We start from the raw sequence: 17,570 nt of genomic DNA, 5'->3' as shown, positions 1-17,570 counted from the left end.
AAAACAATTTTATGAAAACCTACTCACTTGCAACCATCATATTCGCCATTGGCGTATTATTTACAGCTTGCAGTAAAGATTCGGAACAAGCCGAAGAGGAACAGCAAATGGACGAACAAGAGATTGTATTTTCCACTGTTGATTTTAACGATAATCCCAGACTGCAATATGGACACCATGTAACGAAGAGTGGTGATAAAGTATTTCAAATCTCGGGATTTGACAATAATTATCTAAGCGCGTTCTCTTTAGCCGATAATTTTGACTTTGGAGTTCACATCCCACGTTTAACAAATGTAGCTTCCATTGAATCGGACGGTTCGGGAGGAGTGATTGTAACAGGGGTTAAAGACAATGCCTTTCTAGTTGTTTTCCGAGTGAGCGCAAGCGGAACAGTTATTTGGGAACGATCGTATTCGTATCAAGGTAACATAATGAATAGTCCGATCACACAAGACTTTTTTTATCATACCCAAACCAGTGATATTCTAAATGGTAAATTCATTTTAATGCATTACAACACTATGTATGTAGTGAATGTCGCCGACGGAACGGCGGATTTTGCAATTCAACACTACAGTGTATACTATTGGATGCAGTCTGTTTTAGATCCAACAGGCTTTACTGTTTATGGTCGAAGCGGAGCTTCCCTATTAATGGCTCGCTATAATTGGACCGGAGATTTACAATGGTCTAAAGAAGCGCTGGATGAAACAGCTTACACTTTGGTCGCTTTGGACAAGCCTTTGGTTTTGAATTCAAACGAAGTTTTAATGCCCTATACTCGGTATCAATATTCCGGAGTGTATGGAATATTAAAGCTAAATTCGCAAGGGGAAGTATTGGATAACTGGAGTTACAACCTGAGTATTGCGAGATTTCCCGACATAAGTTTTAATGCAACAGCGCAAAATACCTTTACCCTGGAGAAGAATACGAACAACCAATTGTATATCAATGACAAGAGGTTAATCGCGCAGGATATAAACAATAATCCAATACCATTGGTAGGCGCTTTTTCAATAGATGCGAATGGTAATGTGGATGGTAACTCCCTCACATTTAGTAAATCTGAAGTATTCTATTTTGATGAGAATTACATTACCGTAGACGGCTCGGGAAGAAAGGGCACCCGCACCACCAATTGTGATAATTATTTTGGTTACGAAGTGACACAATTAGAAAAAAATACAAACGTATACCCATACAATTTTGTAAGTACTCAGTTGTATGATTCCGAAATTCTATCACCCATTGTTGCCATACATGCAGCGCTCCCGTTTGAATTTATTAGTAGCGCTGCGCAAACAGAAAGTGACAAGGACAGTAAATGTACCAATTTATCCTTTTGATTTTTTCAAGATCCTATCCATAAGACGCTTACTAACACATTGCGGCTTTAAAGTGTGTCACTGTTTTTATTTATGATCGTGAGGAATCCTATAACTGACGCTCACCACTGATGAATTTGAATAGCTTGCTGATCCACAGCAAAGTTAGTAGCCCAGACTTGTAGTAAAACCCGAAACCAAGAGAGAACGCAGATTAATGTAATTAGCTTCAGTTTAAAAAATCTTAGGATTCTAAAGTTTTTTTGTTCTGGCTACGCAACCTTTTGAAAAAAATTCAGACTATAAGTTGTAGTAAGTAAATTTCAGGGTAATACTTATAATTTGTTTGTCATTGCTATTTGCATTAAGTATTTTCATCATCATTAAAATATGCAAGCAGGATGAGACGTTCGTAGCTAAACCTATAAGGAAGAGGTAGAATTTTACAATGCAGAATTTGTGACCGCTTTTAAAATTGAAAAGTACATCAGTTCAAAAATGATTTTACTTATTTATTTGATAAAAACACTCTAGCACTCAAACATCATTGAAAGAAACGCAACTTATAGAGAATTGTATTAAAAATGATCGAAAAGCTCAAAACGAACTTTTCCAGAAGTATAAGGATACGCTATACTTTACATCTTTAAAGTACTGCAAGAATAAAGCCGATGCCGAAGACAATTTACATGATGCGTTTATCACTATTTTCCAAAAGATAAGGACCTATAAAAATAAGGGCTCGTTTGAAGGTTGGATGAAACGTATCACAATTTACAAGGCAATAGACCGATATAAAAGTAACCGTCCTTTCCTTACAAAAGACCATGACGATATTCCCGAAGAAAATGTATACCTAGAAGAAAATCCTCAAACAGATATCCATGAACTTTTAAAGCTTATCCAAGAATTACCGGATCAATACAGGCTTGTTTTTAATCTTTATCAAATGGACGGTTATTCACATAAGGAAATTGCATCTCTATTACATATTTCTGAAGGAACATCCAAGTCCAACTATCACCGTGCAAAAATACTTTTACGCAATAAAATAATTGGGCTTACAAAATTACTTAATTCAATGGCATTGTGAAATGGAAAACAAGAGAGAAATAGGATCGTTTTTTGAAGACAAACTTAGAGAGGGTGAAAAATCTCTCGAAAGTAATCTGTGGGAAAGAATTAATAATTCTTTGGACGTGGAAAAGATTCGTAGAAAAAAAATATTGTTTTATTGGGCTACGGGAGTTAGTGTAATTGCTCTAATAGGATTGTTGTTATTATTAATACCTGATTTTTTTTCAGAAGAATCAGGAAAATATAAGGAGAACGCGACTCCCACTAAGGATCAGGTGGAATCTACACTTGTACAAGAGCATACCGCTAAGGAATATAATGATATAAATGCAACCCTTATTGAAAACAAGAATGACGACGAAGGAACATCTTCGAGTGAAACCCAAAAGGATTCAACTGAAAAAACCCATGAGATTTCAGTGCCTTCTCTTCATCGAACTAATAATAGAGCTAACTTAAAGAACGAAAGTATTGATGAAACCTTTACGGTTTCAAAAAAATATTATTACTACAACAGCAAAGATGGCAGGCAGATAGAAACAAACGAAAAGAGCGTGATTGATAGCCTGATTTCAAAAAATAATACGTCATTGGACTCGATAGTAAATAAAGGGGATGACAATAAGAATCCCTAAAATAGTATTAAAAACATATTCTCTTAACTTTTTTAATTTTCATTGCAATCATTAATAATTACTAGCAAAACAGAACATTATGAAAAATCTAATCTTCCTATTTCTAACAGCTACTACAATTGTTTTCTTCTCAAGTTGTAGTTCGAACGACGAATCAGATAGTTCGCAGGATATAATTTTTGAAATTGGGGATGCTTATCAGGGTGGTATTATTTTTTATATTGATAGTACTGGGGAGCACGGTCTTATTGCTGCTACAGTAGATCTTCCTAAGGCTACTTGGGGTTGTATTGGGAATACTTCACCTATCGCACAAAATCAAGAAATTGGTTCGGGTATAACGAATACGCTCGCTATTTTGAGTAATTGTTCAGAGCCCGGTATTGCGGCGAGAGTGGCTTCAGAGTTTGATTTTAATGGGTATACAGATTGGTTTTTGCCTTCCATCAATGAACTTGCTTTGCTTTATGAACACAGAGAAATTATTGGAGGTTTTGATGAATCGGAGGGTGCAATTTATTCAAGTTCCACTGAGTTTTTTCCTGTAGGAACAGGAGAACACTTAAACTATTGGGTATATGATTTTGGCGTTAGTCCAGTTATACCGGATGCCAGAAAACTGAACACTAACAAAGAGACTCCTTCCATAATACGTGTAATCCGGTCATTCTAGCAATGAGTTTATTTACACAGTTAACGGATTCTTAGGAATTATAAAATCGTGTAACGGTAATATATTCTTCAATACGCCATCTACTATTTAAAACCATAGACAAGACCTATGGTGATATACTGCATTCCAAACTGTGACGGGAGGTTCTTTTTAAAAAGATTATAGGGGACTACAAAATAGTCGATCTTGACCCCAATGTTCTGGTCAAATACAGGAGTTCTAAAGGCTGCTCCCACACTCAGGAAAATGGTTTCGGCGCCATATACTGTATCATTTGTCTCTTTTGGTTTCCCGGTTTCTATATCCGTTTGAAAGAAGCCAAGTCCTGTGCCAATACGTGTGTCCCAGTACCACGATCGCCCCAAGCGTTTAACTCGAGTGCCCCAGACCCCGATCGTACCACTTAACATGGCTCCCCCCTCTTCGATTCCGTTGTCAGTACGGTACATAATAGGTTTTTGTATGGCCGGAAAAAAAACGGAAGTGCCAATATCAATTCTAATACGACCGTTGATGGGATATCCTGCATACAGCCCCAGTCCCAGACTTGGATTAAGTGTTTCTGAAAGATTACCCACCGGAACAAAATTATTCACTTCGAACGTAAAGATATTTGCCAATTCCCAATTGTCTAAACTTTCGATTTCCACAACAGAAGCATTTTTCTGAGCATAAATGCTGAAAGCACATAAGGTAAACACTGTACATATAAAACATTTCATAAAGAATTGATTAAAAATTATAATCAAACCTATTGTATATATCGCAAAGAAATTAGGTATATTTACAATTATCTATTTATTTTTTTGTGTTTTTCACAATTTCTTAGATTCAGTATGATGCAGCAACAGCTTTTCTCCCAAATCTCCTTACAATTAGAGGCAAGTACCTCTTTGATAGATATCGTGGCGATGGTACTAGATATTAGTTATGATGCGGCTCATCGACGTACCAGTATGAAAGCCAAACTTTCGCTTGAAGAAAGCGTACTGCTCGCAAGACATTTCTCTATTTCCCTAGATCAAATGTATACAGAGCAGGATCCCGAGCGTGTTATTGTGAATAAAACAGCTTCTATCACATCGGAAGCGGAATTACATCATTACTTTGAAAGTTCGTATAGGTCTTTAGCTCCCTTAGTAGCCCAGACGCATAGTTCCATAACCTATTCGGCTAAGGATATCCCTCTTTTTTATACGCTCACCGGCACTTTATTGGCCAAATTTAAGATCTACGTATGGCTGAAGTTACTTCACCCACGATATTCCGATATCCCATTTGAGGGCTTCCATCCGGGATTGGACTTGTTGTCTTCTGCCAAAAGATTGGGAACGCTGTACGAATCGGTTGCCACCACCGAGATCTGGGATACCACTACTATTAACAGTACGCTAAAGCAAATTCACTTTTATCATGAGGCGGGTTTGTTATCGGCTGCAGATGCCAAACAAGTGTGTTGGGAACTACGGGAATTATTAAAGAAGCTGCATCGAAAGGTCGCTGATGCAAAACCAGGTTTTACGTTATATTTTAATGAATTGTTATTGATGAATAATAATGTGCTGGTTACGACACCAAAAGAAAAGATGTTGTATGTCCCGTTTACCATTCTGTCATATTTTAGAACAAGTGATGTTCTATTTTGCGAGCAAGCTCTTGATTATTTGAACAAACAATTACAACATTCCAAGTTGTTGAATTCGGCGGGAGAAAAGGAACAACGCCAATTCTTTAACAAGTTATACGCAAAAATAGGAGCATTGGAACAATGGATCGACTCGAAACAGTTGTTGGATTTTAACTGAGAAGGACAAAGCTCGCATGAGCGATAGCAGCGGCATCCCCTCCCGTAGAAATACGTGAGGGATACAGCGAATAGCGCGGTCCCGGCGGGCGGTCGCACGCCGGGACATGCCCAAAAAACAAGTCTTCTTAGTGTTTTATGAAATTAATTTACGCGCTTTTGTAACATTTTGAGGTTTTGTTACGTATAACTTAATGCACAAGCAAATTTAACTTAGTAATACAGGAGACACCTTAAATGAGACAACTTAAAATTACGAAGCAGGTCACCAACCGGGAAACCGCTTCTTTAGACAAGTACCTTCAAGAGATTGGAAAAGTTGACTTAATTACCGCAGATGAAGAAGTAGAGTTGGCACAACGCATAAAGGCGGGGGATCAACGTGCTTTGGAGAAATTGACCAAAGCGAACCTTCGTTTTGTTGTATCGGTAGCGAAGCAGTATCAAAATCAGGGTTTGACCCTCCCCGATCTTATTAATGAAGGGAACCTCGGTCTTATCAAAGCCGCACAGCGTTTTGATGAAACGCGTGGTTTTAAATTTATTTCGTATGCTGTTTGGTGGATTCGCCAGTCGATCCTACAGGCATTGGCAGAACAGTCTCGTATTGTTCGTTTACCTTTAAACAAGATTGGTAGCATTAACAAGATCAACAAGACATTTGCCTTTTTGGAGCAAGCACATGAGCGTCCGCCTTCGGCCGAAGAAATTGCCAAGGAACTGGACATGACGATCAACGATGTGAAGGAATCGATGAAGAACTCGGGCCGTCACGTATCGATGGATGCCCCTTTGGTGGAAGGAGAGGATTCCAATTTGTATGATGTATTGCGTAGCGGAGAATCACCTAACCCCGATCGTTCTTTATTACATGAGTCACTAAGAACCGAGATAGAGCGTGCTTTGGAAACGCTTACACCAAGAGAAGCCGATGTGATCCGTTTGTATTTTGGTTTGGGAGATCAACACCCAATGACCTTAGAAGAAATTGGTGAAACATTTGATCTAACTCGTGAACGTGTTCGACAGATCAAAGAAAAAGCGATTCGTCGTTTAAAACATACATCCAGAAGTAAGATATTAAAAACGTATCTGGGATAGGTCTATGCTTTGCATAACCTTATCCCGTTAAAGCAACTTACAGTTAAAAATAACTGTTCGTTTTTTGATTGATGAATGACCTCCGGCTGATTACCGGAGGTTTTTTTATATTTACCGCAACAACCTTTCGAACCACACATGCATACAATTTGCTATTTGAGCAATAAGGTTCCTCATGTTGATCTTCATAACATCGAGGAATTATTTGAGACCACTCAGCGTAATAACCTTTCCAACAACATCACCGGTATATTGCTGTACCTAGACGGCAATTTTCTTCAGGTCCTGGAAGGAAAAAAGGAGGTGATTGGGCCGCTGTTCGATAGTATTATGAAAGACGCAAGGCATACCAGTATTTTTGTGATACTGGACAAGTCCATAGACGACCGTACTTTTAATCATTATAGATCTGGATTTAGTGTGGTTAAGAACCAAACAGACCTTTCTAATTTAAAGGAGTATCTCAATACTACTGTTGATATCAAAACCCTCTCTAAAAGCATATTGGGAATTCTAGAACCGTTCTTATTGTAATACTATTATCTTGAATGCTGTACCATCAGTATCAATTGCCTTTTACATTTTATCACAATTTCGTATATTGAAACCTATCGAACTCTGACATGAACCATACTATCTGTTATGTAAGTAAAGCGAGGCAGGGGCTGTCTGAAAAAGAGATAGAAGCCATCTTTGAAAAAACCCAACGCAACAATACGAATGCGAATATTACCGGTATTCTGCTATATGGGTTTGGCAATTTCTTTCAGGTCTTAGAAGGTGAAAAAGAACAGATCACTGTACTTTTCGACACGATCTGTGAGGATCACAGGCATGATCGTATCGAAACCTTGATACATCATCCTATTAAAAAACCTATCTTTGCCACGTACAACTCGAAGTTCAACGTCGTGAAGACTCAAAAAGAATTATCTGAGATAAAAAACTACCTTGATGTTTTCAACAACAAAACTTCTTTTTCCAGTAAAATTAACCGATTGATCCATCCTTTTCTGTTATCGATATGAACAAAACCCTTATTGCCCCTTCGATCCTTGCTGCCGATTTTGCCAACCTGCAACGTGATGTTGAAATGGTGAATAACAGTGATGCAGACTGGTTTCATTTGGATGTGATGGATGGAGTGTTTGTCCCTAATATTTCCTTCGGAATGCCGGTGATAGAAGCAATCTCCAGATATGCAAAAAAACCTTTGGACGTACACCTAATGATCGTGGAGCCACAACGTTATATTAAGGATTTCGCCTTATTAGGAACCGACACGCTCACGGTACACTACGAAGCGTCCACACATTTACACAGAACTTTACAAGCTATCAAGGCAGAAGGAATGAAAGCCGGCGTGGCTATAAATCCGCATACCTCTGTCGAATTACTTCGTGATACCATTACCGATATCGACCTGGTCTGTATGATGAGTGTGAATCCGGGTTTTGGCGGACAGAGTTTTATAGAAAACACCTATGAAAAAGTAAAACAACTTCGTGCTATCATCACCGAAAAAGGAGCTTCTACTAAAATTGAGATCGACGGTGGTGTCACCAATAAAAATGCTGCCCAACTCGTTTCGGCCGGAGCCGATGTTCTTGTAGCAGGCAGTTATGTTTTTGGAAGTTCGAATCCCGTTGATACAATTTCAGGATTGCGTGACTTGGTAAGGCAGTAGAGCTCCAAAAGGTTTCTTTTTATAAGTATACACTCCATTTAAGTTTGGGAGTACTATTTTAGCGATCAATGTGATGACACCTCCTAGCTTCGATACATGGACGTCCCTGTTTTTATTAGCAGTCGCTATGGGATTGTTCCTGTTCATGGTTTTGATCACGGGCAGACAAAAAAAGAATTATCCTATCGCATTTCTTTTGCTTGCCTTCGCTGTTATTCTCTTCCAATATGTATTATTCTGGACACGCTATGAACGTGTATACCCTTATCTCATCTTCATACCTCCGGTATGCTATTTTGTGTCCGGTCCGCTACTCTATCAATATTTTTTAAACCTCTATCAAACCAGATTGTCCAAATATTTTTGGATGCATTATATCCCGGCGGTTATTGCGATTGTACCCTCCCTAGTGCTATGGCTGCGAATAGCCGGATGGAGCGAGACCGAAATTCCCCTCCGCTGGTATGTGGGAGCCTACTGGGGAATTGCGGCTCATATGGGCATCTATTGTTTCCTTATAGCAAAAAAAATAAGCGCCAACGCAACTCCCGACACAGAATACAAGAAGGTAAGACATCGCTGGGCATTGGTCTTGTTGAGTTTATATGGTTTATTCCTACTGGCCTATGTTTCATACTATGTTTTGGTGAACTTTCCGTTCTTTAACAGCGAGTGGGACTATATGATCTCTGCCACGATGACGCTTTCAATATATACGATTGGATATTTTATTATCAAAGAACCACGCATCTTTGACGGAGCCCTTTTTGCTGAAATATTCCTACCGATAAAGAACAAGAATGAATCGTTTGAAAACTCCTTACTCAATGAGTTCTTTGAGCATCTCACTACCTATATGCGTCGGGAAAAACCATATCTCGATAACGAATTGCGATTGGTCCATTTAGCAGATCAAGTAGGATTTTCAACACATTTATTGTCGAAGGTGATCAATAAGAAAGCCGGAAAGAGCTTTAATCACTTTGTGAACGACTATCGCTTGGAAGAAGCAGAGCGTCTCCTTCGGAATGAATCCGATCAATACGTGAAATCTATTTATTTTGACGTTGGGTTCAATAACAAAGCTACATTCTACAAAGCATTCAAAAAGAAACATCAATGCACTCCTTCCCAATACAAGGAGCAAAAACCATGAAAATAGGTTAACTTTTATAAGATCATACCCCTTATATGAAAGGTATTTCGACATTCGTGCTATAGAACTTTAAAAGCACAGGTCATGAAAAACAATCTTTTACTTTCAGTGGTATGCCTACTTACCGGCTTCTTGCTACACGGACAAGAATTGGCCGTGTATGTAAGTGATGCCGGAAACTTTAACGTAGGTCCGTGGCAAATTGCCAAATTCGATGCAGACGGAACATTTCTGGGACCCCTAATAACTTCGGAAAATGACGAAATCGTATGGCCACAGGATATCATTTTCTTAGAAGCTGAAGAAGCCGTACTCATTTCAAATTTAAGCACTGCCGGGATCATTTCAAAACACGACTGGGCAACAGGCGATCTAATAGCGAACTTCGCCGAAGGTCTTGGGGGACCCACGCGTATGAAGGTAGGACCGGACGGATTGCTGTATGTCATCCAATGGGATACCGCAAATAACAAGGTATTGCGCTACGAACTCAATGGCACCTTTTTAGGCGAATTCACTGCTACAGGTGTTCCCCGAAGTATTGGCATCGCCTGGGACGCTACCGGCGACCTATACGTTTCATCGTATTCTCAATCCACCGTACAAAAGTTCAACGGAACAACGGGCGAAGCCATGGGGACGTTTATCGACACCGGACTCAATGGCCCAACGAATATCTTTTTTGAAGCTTCAGGAAACATGATCGTGTTTAGTTACAACAACGGTATTATAAAAAGATATGATGCAGCGGGAAACTTCATAGAAGATCTTATAACAGGACTCAGCGGTCCCGAAGGATTTGCATTCTTCCCAAATGGCGACATGCTTATTGGTAATGGCGGTGACGGAACCGTAAAACGATATGACAGCAATTATAATTTTATAGAGAATTTTGTGAAGAGTGGTTCCTTAACAACCCCTAATGCCATAGTGATACGCGAAGATATTCCGTTGTCGACACCTTCGACCAACGAAAAAAAAACCTTCGTGATACCCACAATAGGAACTAAATTTCGGCTCAACGAAGCGTTGCTTTCCGGCTATTCAACCTTGGAAGTCTATACGATTTCCGGTGCATTAGTTGAAACCATTGTGCTTTCGCAGAGCACCACATGGGATGCCTCTCATCTCGCCGAAGGAGTCTATATAATTGCAGGCACACAACAGGGAATAGTCTCGCAACAACGCGTACTGGTGCAACAAAAGTAGCATGTAAAAAATGATAGTATCGAGACCGAGGGTTGCTTGACTCAAAGGAAGCAACTCTCGGTTAATATCCTGCAAAATTAAAATTAAGGAGTTGTCGTGTATGTTGATAAAGCTTCGGAAAGTGCATTTTAAAATCTCCGGGCGATTCTATAAAATATTCGGTTAAGACCGCCATGAACTCATATTGATTGGTAAATGCATACGCTCTAAAATACCGTGTTTCATCAAGCTTATCTTTTACTTCCTGCTGCGTAAGCTGTTGTAGGATTTTTTGGAACTGCTTCCCAAACCGCGAGGAATCCAGATCGCGACTTTTCAAGGATTCCAGTTGCATGGCATGCATAAATTCATGTATTCCCAAATTCAAGTTATCGTCTGTGATCTTATAGCCATTTTCAAAATCACTCCATGACAGTACAAGTGCCCGTTCACGAGGATTGAACTCACCTTTGTGATACGCATCGTTCATGGTGCTGTAAAATTCCCCGGGATATAACAGAATATAATTGATCAACGAATACCCATAGTTTTTTCTTCCGAAGCTAAGCATGCACCCCATTGCTGTAACAAGCACCTTCATCCGCTCTGTAACGATAAGTTGGTCTCGGCCCACAAACTTTTTCTCATTTAAGAATGTGACCATCCTGTGTTGAAATTGTCGCTTGTGTTTTGAAGAAAGTTTGTTGTAAAATGTAAATTCTTCTTCTAGGATTCGAAGCTGTGTTTCTGAAAGCCTTTTGTATACAAAATAATGACGGTACAAGGGTCTGTTATACTGATTTGCATACCAATTCTCGAAGACCCTGAACAAAAAAAATGCGAACCCCAATAATACAATGGTATAGGCGTAGGGTGCGAGCCATGTTGCATTTTCGTCGGTTTGTAACAGTAGCATCATACACGTTTGGGGTATTGTAGGGGTTCAATCGTTTATCACTCAAACTATTTGTCTGAATGTAAACGTTTTATTTGTCAATTTTAGTACGTGACCCCCAACGATCAGTCTCTGGAGAGAATACTCAAAATGTACCAAAACAATAACATGAGTGAGGCGAACAAGCCTAATGACGCCGCTACATATTGATCTTCACTGTATCGATGCACCATATTTGATGTTTGGTACAATATCGATCCCGACGCCAATACCACCATCCCTACACTAAACCAAAGCCCTAAATTGAACCCGAATAAAACACCGGCCACAATAAGCCCCAATGCAATAAAGAATCCAATCGCTAAAATGGATCTTAAGAAAGAAAAGTCCTTTTTGGTCAATAACACGATCGCCGAAAGGCCAGAAAACAAGGATAATGTTAGTATGGCAGCTTGATTGAGTATTTCAGTCCCACCATCATCGGCGATCATCATTGCCATGAAAATAAGAGGAATAAAAATAAAGGCTTCCGCAACTACATACAGCAAGAGAGCGAGATATTGCTTGTTTTTGTCATGATTGGTAAGCGCCAATTTTTCAGCATAGTTGGTTACTAACATAAACCCTCCCAACATCAATAACCACAGCCACCCTTCGGTAAGAGAGAGAGCGAATTTCAATACGGCAGGAATTTGAAAAAAGATCATTTCTACCAATATGAACAGCAATACGGCCAGCGCAAGATGAGTATACGTCTTTCTATAAAAGGCCACGCGTTTTTCATCGCTTAAAGTAACGATCGTGGGATATGTGGGTTGTTGTTGTAGTTCTTCCATGGAAAATTATTTGGTTAATTACATTTACTTGGCGCTTTCGCCCTTGAATTGTTGTGACTGATTTTTAAAAAGTACGTTGAAGGTGGTCAAACTTCCGTAACAACGCGTTATATATTGCTGAAGGTCTATCTTATCTTGATCGTCCATCGATTTACTGGCGTTGATCTTTTGTTCCATCACGCGCAATCGATCCCGAAGCATCACGATCTTGTGAAAAAAGGTTTCAATGGGTATCTCTTTGTTGGACAGGGAGCTGTCTTTAGGCTGAAGGATCAACGTCCCCCCACGGTACTTATCGGCTATGGGTACGATCTCGCTCACATCGCTCCATTTCTTTAAGATCTCCCGAAGGCTTTTTTCCACTTCATAAAAACTCACGGTATCCACTTCGTCCTCGGCTGCTTCGATCACAGTGAAATCTGCATCTGTGGCAATAGTTTCAAGACCTTTATCCATAAACGTTACCCAGTACATTTGTGATGTCACATTGGTCACCACTCCTTTCCCGTGTTCGGGATGTTCAATACGAGATCCAATGCCTAAAATTCTGTTCATATTGTTTTATTTCTGAAAAAGTGAAAATACACATTTTTGCTTTTTCAGAAAGGATTTTATACAATTTAAAATTGTTCTCTATCTTCAGTAAACCCATAGGATTACGACACGAAAATTTGTCACAAAAAATAAAATCGTACTTTTAGGTTAAACAAAAAGACTTTGAATCAAATTACGGTAAAATCGTTGCCTCTGTACGAGGTAATTAGGGATATCGCCGAAGCACTTGACACGAGCTACGAAGAGAATTGCGGCGAGTATTATGTAAGCATTCCCGACCATTGTGGTACCGGAACTATTCGCGGCATTAACTTTCACGGCGGTTTTGGACTCATAATCTATGAATGTACCTTTCATGAGGATATGGAAATCCACTTTATAGTGAGCAAGATACACCCGCTTAAATTTTTGTTTTGTTTAAGCGGTGGATTGCTTCACCGTTTTGAAGATGAATCCTCCTATAACGAGATCGACCAATACCAAAGCTCCATTGTTGCCAGTAGAAGCTATAATGGACACATCCTTCAGTTCAAGGGGAACCAGAAGATCAAGGTGAGCAGCTTGGAGATAGATCGTGAAAAATTTCAGGAAAAGATGGACTGTGAATTACGCAATCTTGACCCCAAACTGAAAGAACTCTTTATGGACTCTAAAGCAAGCAACCCTTTTTATTATGCCGGTTTCTACAGTTTACAGATCGCAGATCTTTTCAGAAAAATAGATACCTTTGAAAACAATGACTTTATACGACGCATCTTCCTGGAAGGAAAAGCGTATCAGATACTTACTTATTTGGTACTTCAATATCATGATGACCTTAAAGACGCCGGGAAGCGCTCTCTTTTAAGAGAACACGAGATCAACTTGATCGAGAAAGTAGCGGGCAAGATCGATATGAATCTCTCTCAACCCGAGACCATTGATTCCCTGGCCGAAGAGATTGGACTAAACGTGAACAAATTACAGGAAGGTTTCAAATATCTTTACGGCAGTACGGTCAATAACTACATCCAAAAAAGCCGTCTTGGTTTGGCAAAGCACCTTCTTATTTCAACCCAGTTGAACATTTCGGAAATTGTAGAAAAAATTGGTCTCTCGAGCAAAAGTTACTTCTCTAAAGTGTTCAAGGAACAGTACGGTATTACTCCCTCTGAATTTAGACAGAAGAACCGCAATCTAATACGAAGCAAATAAAAAAGCCTCTTTGTAACAACAAAGAGGCTCTGGCTTACAACCAATGAAACAAAAAATTCAAGTCTACCAAATTGATTGAATTTTTAAAATAACCGTAGGATACACCTGTAAACTAACTAAAACCCATACGAGGTGGGCCTACTAATTATTTCGCATTAAAAATAGCTTTTCAAGCCTTAACGCAGTATCTCAAAACACATTTTTTGTAACAAAATACCTTAAAAATAACAGCATCTTTCGCAGCACTTGCTTGCCGGGAAACATCCTTCGAAATCAACCGTCAAAAGGAGACTTTATTACTCTGCTTGAAAGGAAGGCCGGCAGGGAGATTCCAAAGAAAAGGAAAGCAAAAAAAAAGGGATTACAGATCCCAAATGCGATCCCCTGTGCAAATACGAAGTTTACAAAGCTAAAGCTTTGCACTTTTTGTTTTTCAAAGAAAAGAAAGCAAAAAAAAGGGATTACAGATCCCAAATGCGATCCCCTGTGCAAATACGAAGTTTACAAAGCTAAAGCTTTGCACTTTTTGTTTTTCAAAGAAAAGAAAGCTTGCTTTCTTTTCTTTGAAAAACAAAAAGTTCTGCAATTTTCATTGCAGAACTTCGTGCTTGTAGTGACCGCGGAGGGATTCAAACCCCCAACCCTCAGAGCCGAAATCTGATGCGCTATTCAGTTGCGCCACGCGGCCGTTTATGTTTGTTACATTATTACAAATTACCTAACTGCCCTAAAGACGTTTAGGTGTTATATTAATTCTAAGACAATCTGCTCTTTACGACCGTAGCGATTGTTTTACCATCAGCTTTTCCCGCCAATCGACTGTTCGCCATCCCAATAACCTTTCCCATGTCTTTCATGGAAGTCGCTCCCGTTTGTGCGATGATCTCGTTGACGATTTTGGCGACTTCTTCTTCACTAAGCTGCTCGGGCAAGAACTGCTCGATCACGGCAGCCTCCGCCAACTCCGGCTCGGCAAGGTCCGTACGCCCTTGCTCTATGTAAATAGCTGCACTATCCTTTCGTTGTTTTACCAACTTTTGAAGTAGTTTGAGTTCCTCGGCTTCAGAAATGGTTTCCTTTGCACCACTTTCGGTCTGTGCTAACAAGATCCCCGACTTCACGGCACGCAATGCCTGAAGCGCAACAGTATCCTTTCCTTTCATCGCCGTCTTCATGGCATCCATAACCTGTTGCTGTAAACTCATATCACTTTTTAAATAGAGTGCGAAGATAGTAATTCTATGGTTTCTGAAAAAGAAGTTCTGCCCTAAAAAAATCCGAATGTTCTAAAATAAACATCCGGATTTCGTCGTGTTACAGCAATTGAAGTATATAGGTATTTTACAAAGATTCTAGTCTACATTGTCATGCAAGAAAGAGTTATTGGACCTCAGTTCAATATCGTCATCATCAGTGTTTACAGAAGTCCGTGAGATACTTACTTTCGAATCGGAACCCTCATCAAGATCGATGCCCATTCGCTTATATGCCGGTTGTTTTTCAATATCTTCAATTTTGGAAGCACTGTTCCTGAATTTATAATTGAACTCCTTCATCTTCTTCTTACGCTCTTCAGAGCGATCTCTCAGTATTTTTGAAATTGGAGAGTTCATTGGATCGGCTGGCTCATCCACATCGGTTTCGGGTGCTTCGGGAGCTGCGATCGTCTTTTTCTCAAAAACAATTTCTTCTTCAAGGATCTCTGTACTTTTAGCAGTAGGTTTTGCTTCGTTAAGCATGTTTTCAACCTCTTGATAATCATCCAGACTGTATCGTTTTATGCCTTCGCCGGAGACTTCAGTCACCGGAATGATCTCCACATGGTCCTTCACTTCGATCTCTTCCACCCGTGAAGTGGTGATTTCAGACTCTTCTTCCTTCTTCTTTTTCCTTTCCGTATCCTCCTCACCGGAGTTATGCAATGGAAGGTCGAACATAAGCATTTGTTCGTCTGTTTCTGAAGTTTGCTTCGGTTTTGTATAGGTAAATTCTTCTTCTGAAGCTTTTTCAGAAATAATTGGCCTACGTACTTCTTCACGAGGTTTTGGTTCAACGATCACAAATTCGTTGACGTCGATCTCATTGATAAGAATTTGTTCGAACTCGGCCAAATGATGGATGTTGATCTCTTCAAATTGAACGTCTATGTTCTTGATCAATTCTGAAGTCTTAATGTACCCGTCGAACGGAAGGCTCATTTGTGGTTTGGGCGTTTCTTCCTCTTCTTCGAACAGCGTGTGCTTTATAACAGGTGCTTTTTCAGAAGGCGCTTCAGAAGACCGGGTTGGTCCTTCTTTGGGCAATTCCACGGGTCCCGCAGAAGGCTTGGTGGTCAACACCTGCTCTGCGCGTTGTTCTTCTTCCAGTGTGTGGATGATCTTCTTCGATTCGGTATTGACGATCTCATGCTGTTGCTCGGCATTGAACCCTGTCGCGATCACGGTAATAGAGATCGCACCGTCTAAGGTTTCGTCTTCACCCACTCCCATGATGATGTTGGCACTATGTCCGGCCTCATCCTGAATATAATCACTAATTTCTCCAATTTCATCGATGGTGATCTCTTCACTTCCTGAAACGATTAGCAATAGAACGTTCTTCGCTCCCCGTATTTTATTGTCGTTCAACAAAGGAGAGTCCAGAGCTTTACTAATGGCTACGTGTGCTCGGTTCTCACCTATGGCATTGGCGCTTCCCATAATGGCAGTACCGCTGTTAGACAGTACGGTCTTGGCATCGCGCAAGTCAATATTTTGAGTGTAGTGATGGGTAATCACCTCGGCGATTCCTCGAGCCGCGGTGGCCAATACCTCATCGGCTTTAGAGAAACCGGCTTTAAAACCAAGGTTTCCATATACCTCACGTAATTTATTATTGTTTATCACTACCAAAGAATCTACATTTTGACGTAAATTCTCGACACCTATCTGTGCTTGATCGTTGCGTATTTTCCCCTCAAACTGAAAAGGGATGGTCACTATGCCTACGGTTAGAATGTCCAATTCCTTGGCCATCTTGGCAATGATCGGTGCGGCACCGGTACCGGTACCACCACCCATACCGGCGGTGATAAAGATCATTTTAGTATTGGTAGCGAGCATGTTCTTGATCTCTTCAAGGCTTTCCACAGCCGATTGCTCACCGATCTTTGGGTTGGCACCTGCTCCCAGTCCTTCGGTCAAGGACACCCCAAGCTGGATCTTCACCGGCACAGGGCTATTCTCGAGTGCCTGGGCATCGGTGTTGCAAATAACGAAATCCACGCCTTTGATTCCTTGGCTAAACATGTGGTTGATGGCGTTACTGCCGCCACCTCCCACGCCAATGACCTTTATCACGTTGGATTGGTTTTTTGGCAGATCAAAAGAAATGTTGTCAAATTCTGTGTTGCTGCTCATATACTTAATTTTGTGAGGTTTTTAATTTCATTTTAGCTGG

General features: G+C 40.2%; 18 protein-coding genes and 1 tRNA gene. 12 read left to right on the top strand and 7 right to left on the bottom strand.

All coding sequences use genetic code 11. The annotated features are described in order from the left end of the window. Window positions 1-11: 11 nt before the first annotated feature. The 4 genes from JS40_RS13010 to JS40_RS12995 all read left to right on the top strand — a co-directional run bounded on the left by JS40_RS13010 (window position 12) and on the right by JS40_RS12995 (window position 3,716). Window positions 12-1,352: a hypothetical protein gene (locus JS40_RS13010; protein WP_034261250.1), complete on the top strand. Its 1,341-nt coding sequence runs from the start codon at window positions 12-14 to the stop codon at window positions 1,350-1,352. A 526-nt stretch (window positions 1,353-1,878) separates the two neighbouring features. Further along, the gene (locus JS40_RS13005; protein ID WP_034261248.1) at window positions 1,879-2,424 is read left to right on the top strand and encodes an RNA polymerase sigma factor; all 546 of its coding nucleotides are present in this window, start codon (window positions 1,879-1,881) and stop codon (window positions 2,422-2,424) included. Window position 2,425: 1 nt separating this feature from the next. Next, the gene (locus JS40_RS13000) at window positions 2,426-3,043 is read left to right on the top strand and encodes a hypothetical protein (RefSeq protein WP_034261246.1); all 618 of its coding nucleotides are present in this window, start codon (window positions 2,426-2,428) and stop codon (window positions 3,041-3,043) included. 79 nt (window positions 3,044-3,122) lie between these two features. Continuing rightward, complete coding sequence (locus tag JS40_RS12995; RefSeq protein ID WP_034261244.1) at window positions 3,123-3,716, top strand: Lcl C-terminal domain-containing protein; 594 nt, start codon at window positions 3,123-3,125, stop codon at window positions 3,714-3,716. 83 nt (window positions 3,717-3,799) lie between these two features. Here JS40_RS12995 and JS40_RS12990 read toward each other — a convergent pair whose 3' ends face one another. Next, on the bottom strand, window positions 3,800-4,366 hold the full coding sequence (locus tag JS40_RS12990) for a hypothetical protein (RefSeq protein WP_152558185.1): 567 nt from the start codon (window positions 4,364-4,366) through the stop codon (window positions 3,800-3,802). A gap of 186 nt (window positions 4,367-4,552) precedes the next feature. Between JS40_RS12990 and JS40_RS12985 the strand changes: the two genes are divergently transcribed. From JS40_RS12985 to JS40_RS12955, 7 genes are all read left to right on the top strand, one after another. Continuing rightward, window positions 4,553-5,521, top strand: coding sequence for a hypothetical protein (locus JS40_RS12985; RefSeq protein ID WP_034261240.1), 969 nt, complete (start codon window positions 4,553-4,555; stop codon window positions 5,519-5,521). Between the two features lie 236 nt (window positions 5,522-5,757). After that, on the top strand, window positions 5,758-6,621 hold the full coding sequence (locus JS40_RS12980; RefSeq protein WP_034261238.1) for a sigma-70 family RNA polymerase sigma factor: 864 nt from the start codon (window positions 5,758-5,760) through the stop codon (window positions 6,619-6,621). Window positions 6,622-6,759: 138 nt separating this feature from the next. Next, window positions 6,760-7,155 carry a BLUF domain-containing protein gene (locus JS40_RS12975; RefSeq protein WP_051957605.1) on the top strand — a complete coding sequence of 132 codons (396 nt, stop codon included), beginning with the start codon at window positions 6,760-6,762 and terminating at the stop codon, window positions 7,153-7,155. Window positions 7,156-7,244: 89 nt separating this feature from the next. After that, window positions 7,245-7,649, top strand: coding sequence for a BLUF domain-containing protein (locus tag JS40_RS12970; protein ID WP_034261236.1), 405 nt, complete (start codon window positions 7,245-7,247; stop codon window positions 7,647-7,649). After that, complete coding sequence (gene rpe, locus JS40_RS12965) at window positions 7,646-8,308, top strand: ribulose-phosphate 3-epimerase (protein ID WP_034261233.1); 663 nt, start codon at window positions 7,646-7,648, stop codon at window positions 8,306-8,308. Before JS40_RS12970 ends, rpe begins: the two co-directional genes overlap by 4 nt. Before the next feature lie 73 nt (window positions 8,309-8,381). Next, a complete protein-coding gene (locus tag JS40_RS14890; protein ID WP_084677510.1) occupies window positions 8,382-9,464 on the top strand; it encodes an AraC family transcriptional regulator in 1,083 nt (360 codons plus the stop codon). An 84-nt stretch (window positions 9,465-9,548) separates the two neighbouring features. Next, the gene (locus JS40_RS12955) at window positions 9,549-10,673 is read left to right on the top strand and encodes a T9SS type A sorting domain-containing protein (RefSeq protein ID WP_034261231.1); all 1,125 of its coding nucleotides are present in this window, start codon (window positions 9,549-9,551) and stop codon (window positions 10,671-10,673) included. Window positions 10,674-10,734: 61 nt separating this feature from the next. Here the strand turns inward: JS40_RS12955 and JS40_RS12950 are convergent, their stop codons facing one another. The 3 genes from JS40_RS12950 to JS40_RS12940 all read right to left on the bottom strand — a co-directional run bounded on the left by JS40_RS12950 (window position 10,735) and on the right by JS40_RS12940 (window position 12,938). Continuing rightward, window positions 10,735-11,571: a zinc-dependent peptidase gene (locus JS40_RS12950; protein WP_051957603.1), complete on the bottom strand. Its 837-nt coding sequence runs from the start codon at window positions 11,569-11,571 to the stop codon at window positions 10,735-10,737. Between the two features lie 101 nt (window positions 11,572-11,672). After that, the gene (locus JS40_RS12945) at window positions 11,673-12,383 is read right to left on the bottom strand and encodes a Bax inhibitor-1/YccA family protein (protein WP_034261230.1); all 711 of its coding nucleotides are present in this window, start codon (window positions 12,381-12,383) and stop codon (window positions 11,673-11,675) included. A 24-nt stretch (window positions 12,384-12,407) separates the two neighbouring features. Next, entirely contained in the window at window positions 12,408-12,938 is a 531-nt protein-coding gene (locus JS40_RS12940; RefSeq protein ID WP_034261228.1) for a hypothetical protein, read from the bottom strand. A 162-nt stretch (window positions 12,939-13,100) separates the two neighbouring features. On the opposite strand from JS40_RS12940, the gene JS40_RS12935 reads away from it, so the two are divergent. Then, window positions 13,101-14,132 (top strand): helix-turn-helix domain-containing protein, encoded by a 1,032-nt coding sequence (locus tag JS40_RS12935; RefSeq protein ID WP_034261226.1) that lies wholly within the window; start codon window positions 13,101-13,103, stop codon window positions 14,130-14,132. 614 nt (window positions 14,133-14,746) lie between these two features. Here the strand turns inward: JS40_RS12935 and JS40_RS12925 are convergent. The 3 genes from JS40_RS12925 to ftsZ all read right to left on the bottom strand — a co-directional run bounded on the left by JS40_RS12925 (window position 14,747) and on the right by ftsZ (window position 17,530). Next, window positions 14,747-14,820: transfer RNA gene (locus JS40_RS12925), tRNA-Arg, on the bottom strand. A gap of 67 nt (window positions 14,821-14,887) precedes the next feature. Beyond that, window positions 14,888-15,337, bottom strand: a complete 450-nt coding sequence (locus JS40_RS12920) for a GatB/YqeY domain-containing protein (RefSeq protein ID WP_034261222.1) — start codon at window positions 15,335-15,337, stop codon at window positions 14,888-14,890. Between the two features lie 147 nt (window positions 15,338-15,484). Beyond that, entirely contained in the window at window positions 15,485-17,530 is a 2,046-nt protein-coding gene (gene ftsZ / locus JS40_RS12915; RefSeq protein ID WP_034261220.1) for a cell division protein FtsZ, read from the bottom strand. Window positions 17,531-17,570: the final 40 nt, after the last annotated feature.

The organism is Altibacter lentus, assembly GCF_000746845.1.
Lineage (GTDB): Bacteria > Bacteroidota > Bacteroidia > Flavobacteriales > Flavobacteriaceae > Altibacter > Altibacter lentus.
Note: the sequence above shows the minus strand (reverse complement) of the source record. Positions and strands in the feature narration are given on the sequence as shown.

What these genes read in the sequence shown, in the direction of transcription:
- JS40_RS14890 (WP_084677510.1), top strand. Translation starts at nt 8,382, where the DNA reads ATGACACCTCCTAGCTTCGATACATGGACGTCCCTGTTTTTATTAGCA.
- JS40_RS12975 (WP_051957605.1), top strand. Translation starts at nt 6,760, where the DNA reads ATGCATACAATTTGCTATTTGAGCAATAAGGTTCCTCATGTTGATCTT.
- JS40_RS13000 (WP_034261246.1), top strand. Translation starts at nt 2,426, where the DNA reads ATGGAAAACAAGAGAGAAATAGGATCGTTTTTTGAAGACAAACTTAGA.
- ftsZ (WP_034261220.1), bottom strand. Translation starts at nt 17,530, where the DNA reads ATGAGCAGCAACACAGAATTTGACAACATTTCTTTTGATCTGCCAAAA.
- JS40_RS12920 (WP_034261222.1), bottom strand. Translation starts at nt 15,337, where the DNA reads ATGAGTTTACAGCAACAGGTTATGGATGCCATGAAGACGGCGATGAAA.
- JS40_RS12940 (WP_034261228.1), bottom strand. Translation starts at nt 12,938, where the DNA reads ATGAACAGAATTTTAGGCATTGGATCTCGTATTGAACATCCCGAACAC.
- rpe (WP_034261233.1), top strand. Translation starts at nt 7,646, where the DNA reads ATGAACAAAACCCTTATTGCCCCTTCGATCCTTGCTGCCGATTTTGCC.
- JS40_RS12970 (WP_034261236.1), top strand. Translation starts at nt 7,245, where the DNA reads ATGAACCATACTATCTGTTATGTAAGTAAAGCGAGGCAGGGGCTGTCT.
- JS40_RS12995 (WP_034261244.1), top strand. Translation starts at nt 3,123, where the DNA reads ATGAAAAATCTAATCTTCCTATTTCTAACAGCTACTACAATTGTTTTC.
- JS40_RS12980 (WP_034261238.1), top strand. Translation starts at nt 5,758, where the DNA reads ATGAGACAACTTAAAATTACGAAGCAGGTCACCAACCGGGAAACCGCT.
- JS40_RS12950 (WP_051957603.1), bottom strand. Translation starts at nt 11,571, where the DNA reads ATGATGCTACTGTTACAAACCGACGAAAATGCAACATGGCTCGCACCC.
- JS40_RS12945 (WP_034261230.1), bottom strand. Translation starts at nt 12,383, where the DNA reads ATGGAAGAACTACAACAACAACCCACATATCCCACGATCGTTACTTTA.
- JS40_RS12985 (WP_034261240.1), top strand. Translation starts at nt 4,553, where the DNA reads ATGATGCAGCAACAGCTTTTCTCCCAAATCTCCTTACAATTAGAGGCA.
- JS40_RS12955 (WP_034261231.1), top strand. Translation starts at nt 9,549, where the DNA reads ATGAAAAACAATCTTTTACTTTCAGTGGTATGCCTACTTACCGGCTTC.
- JS40_RS13010 (WP_034261250.1), top strand. Translation starts at nt 12, where the DNA reads ATGAAAACCTACTCACTTGCAACCATCATATTCGCCATTGGCGTATTA.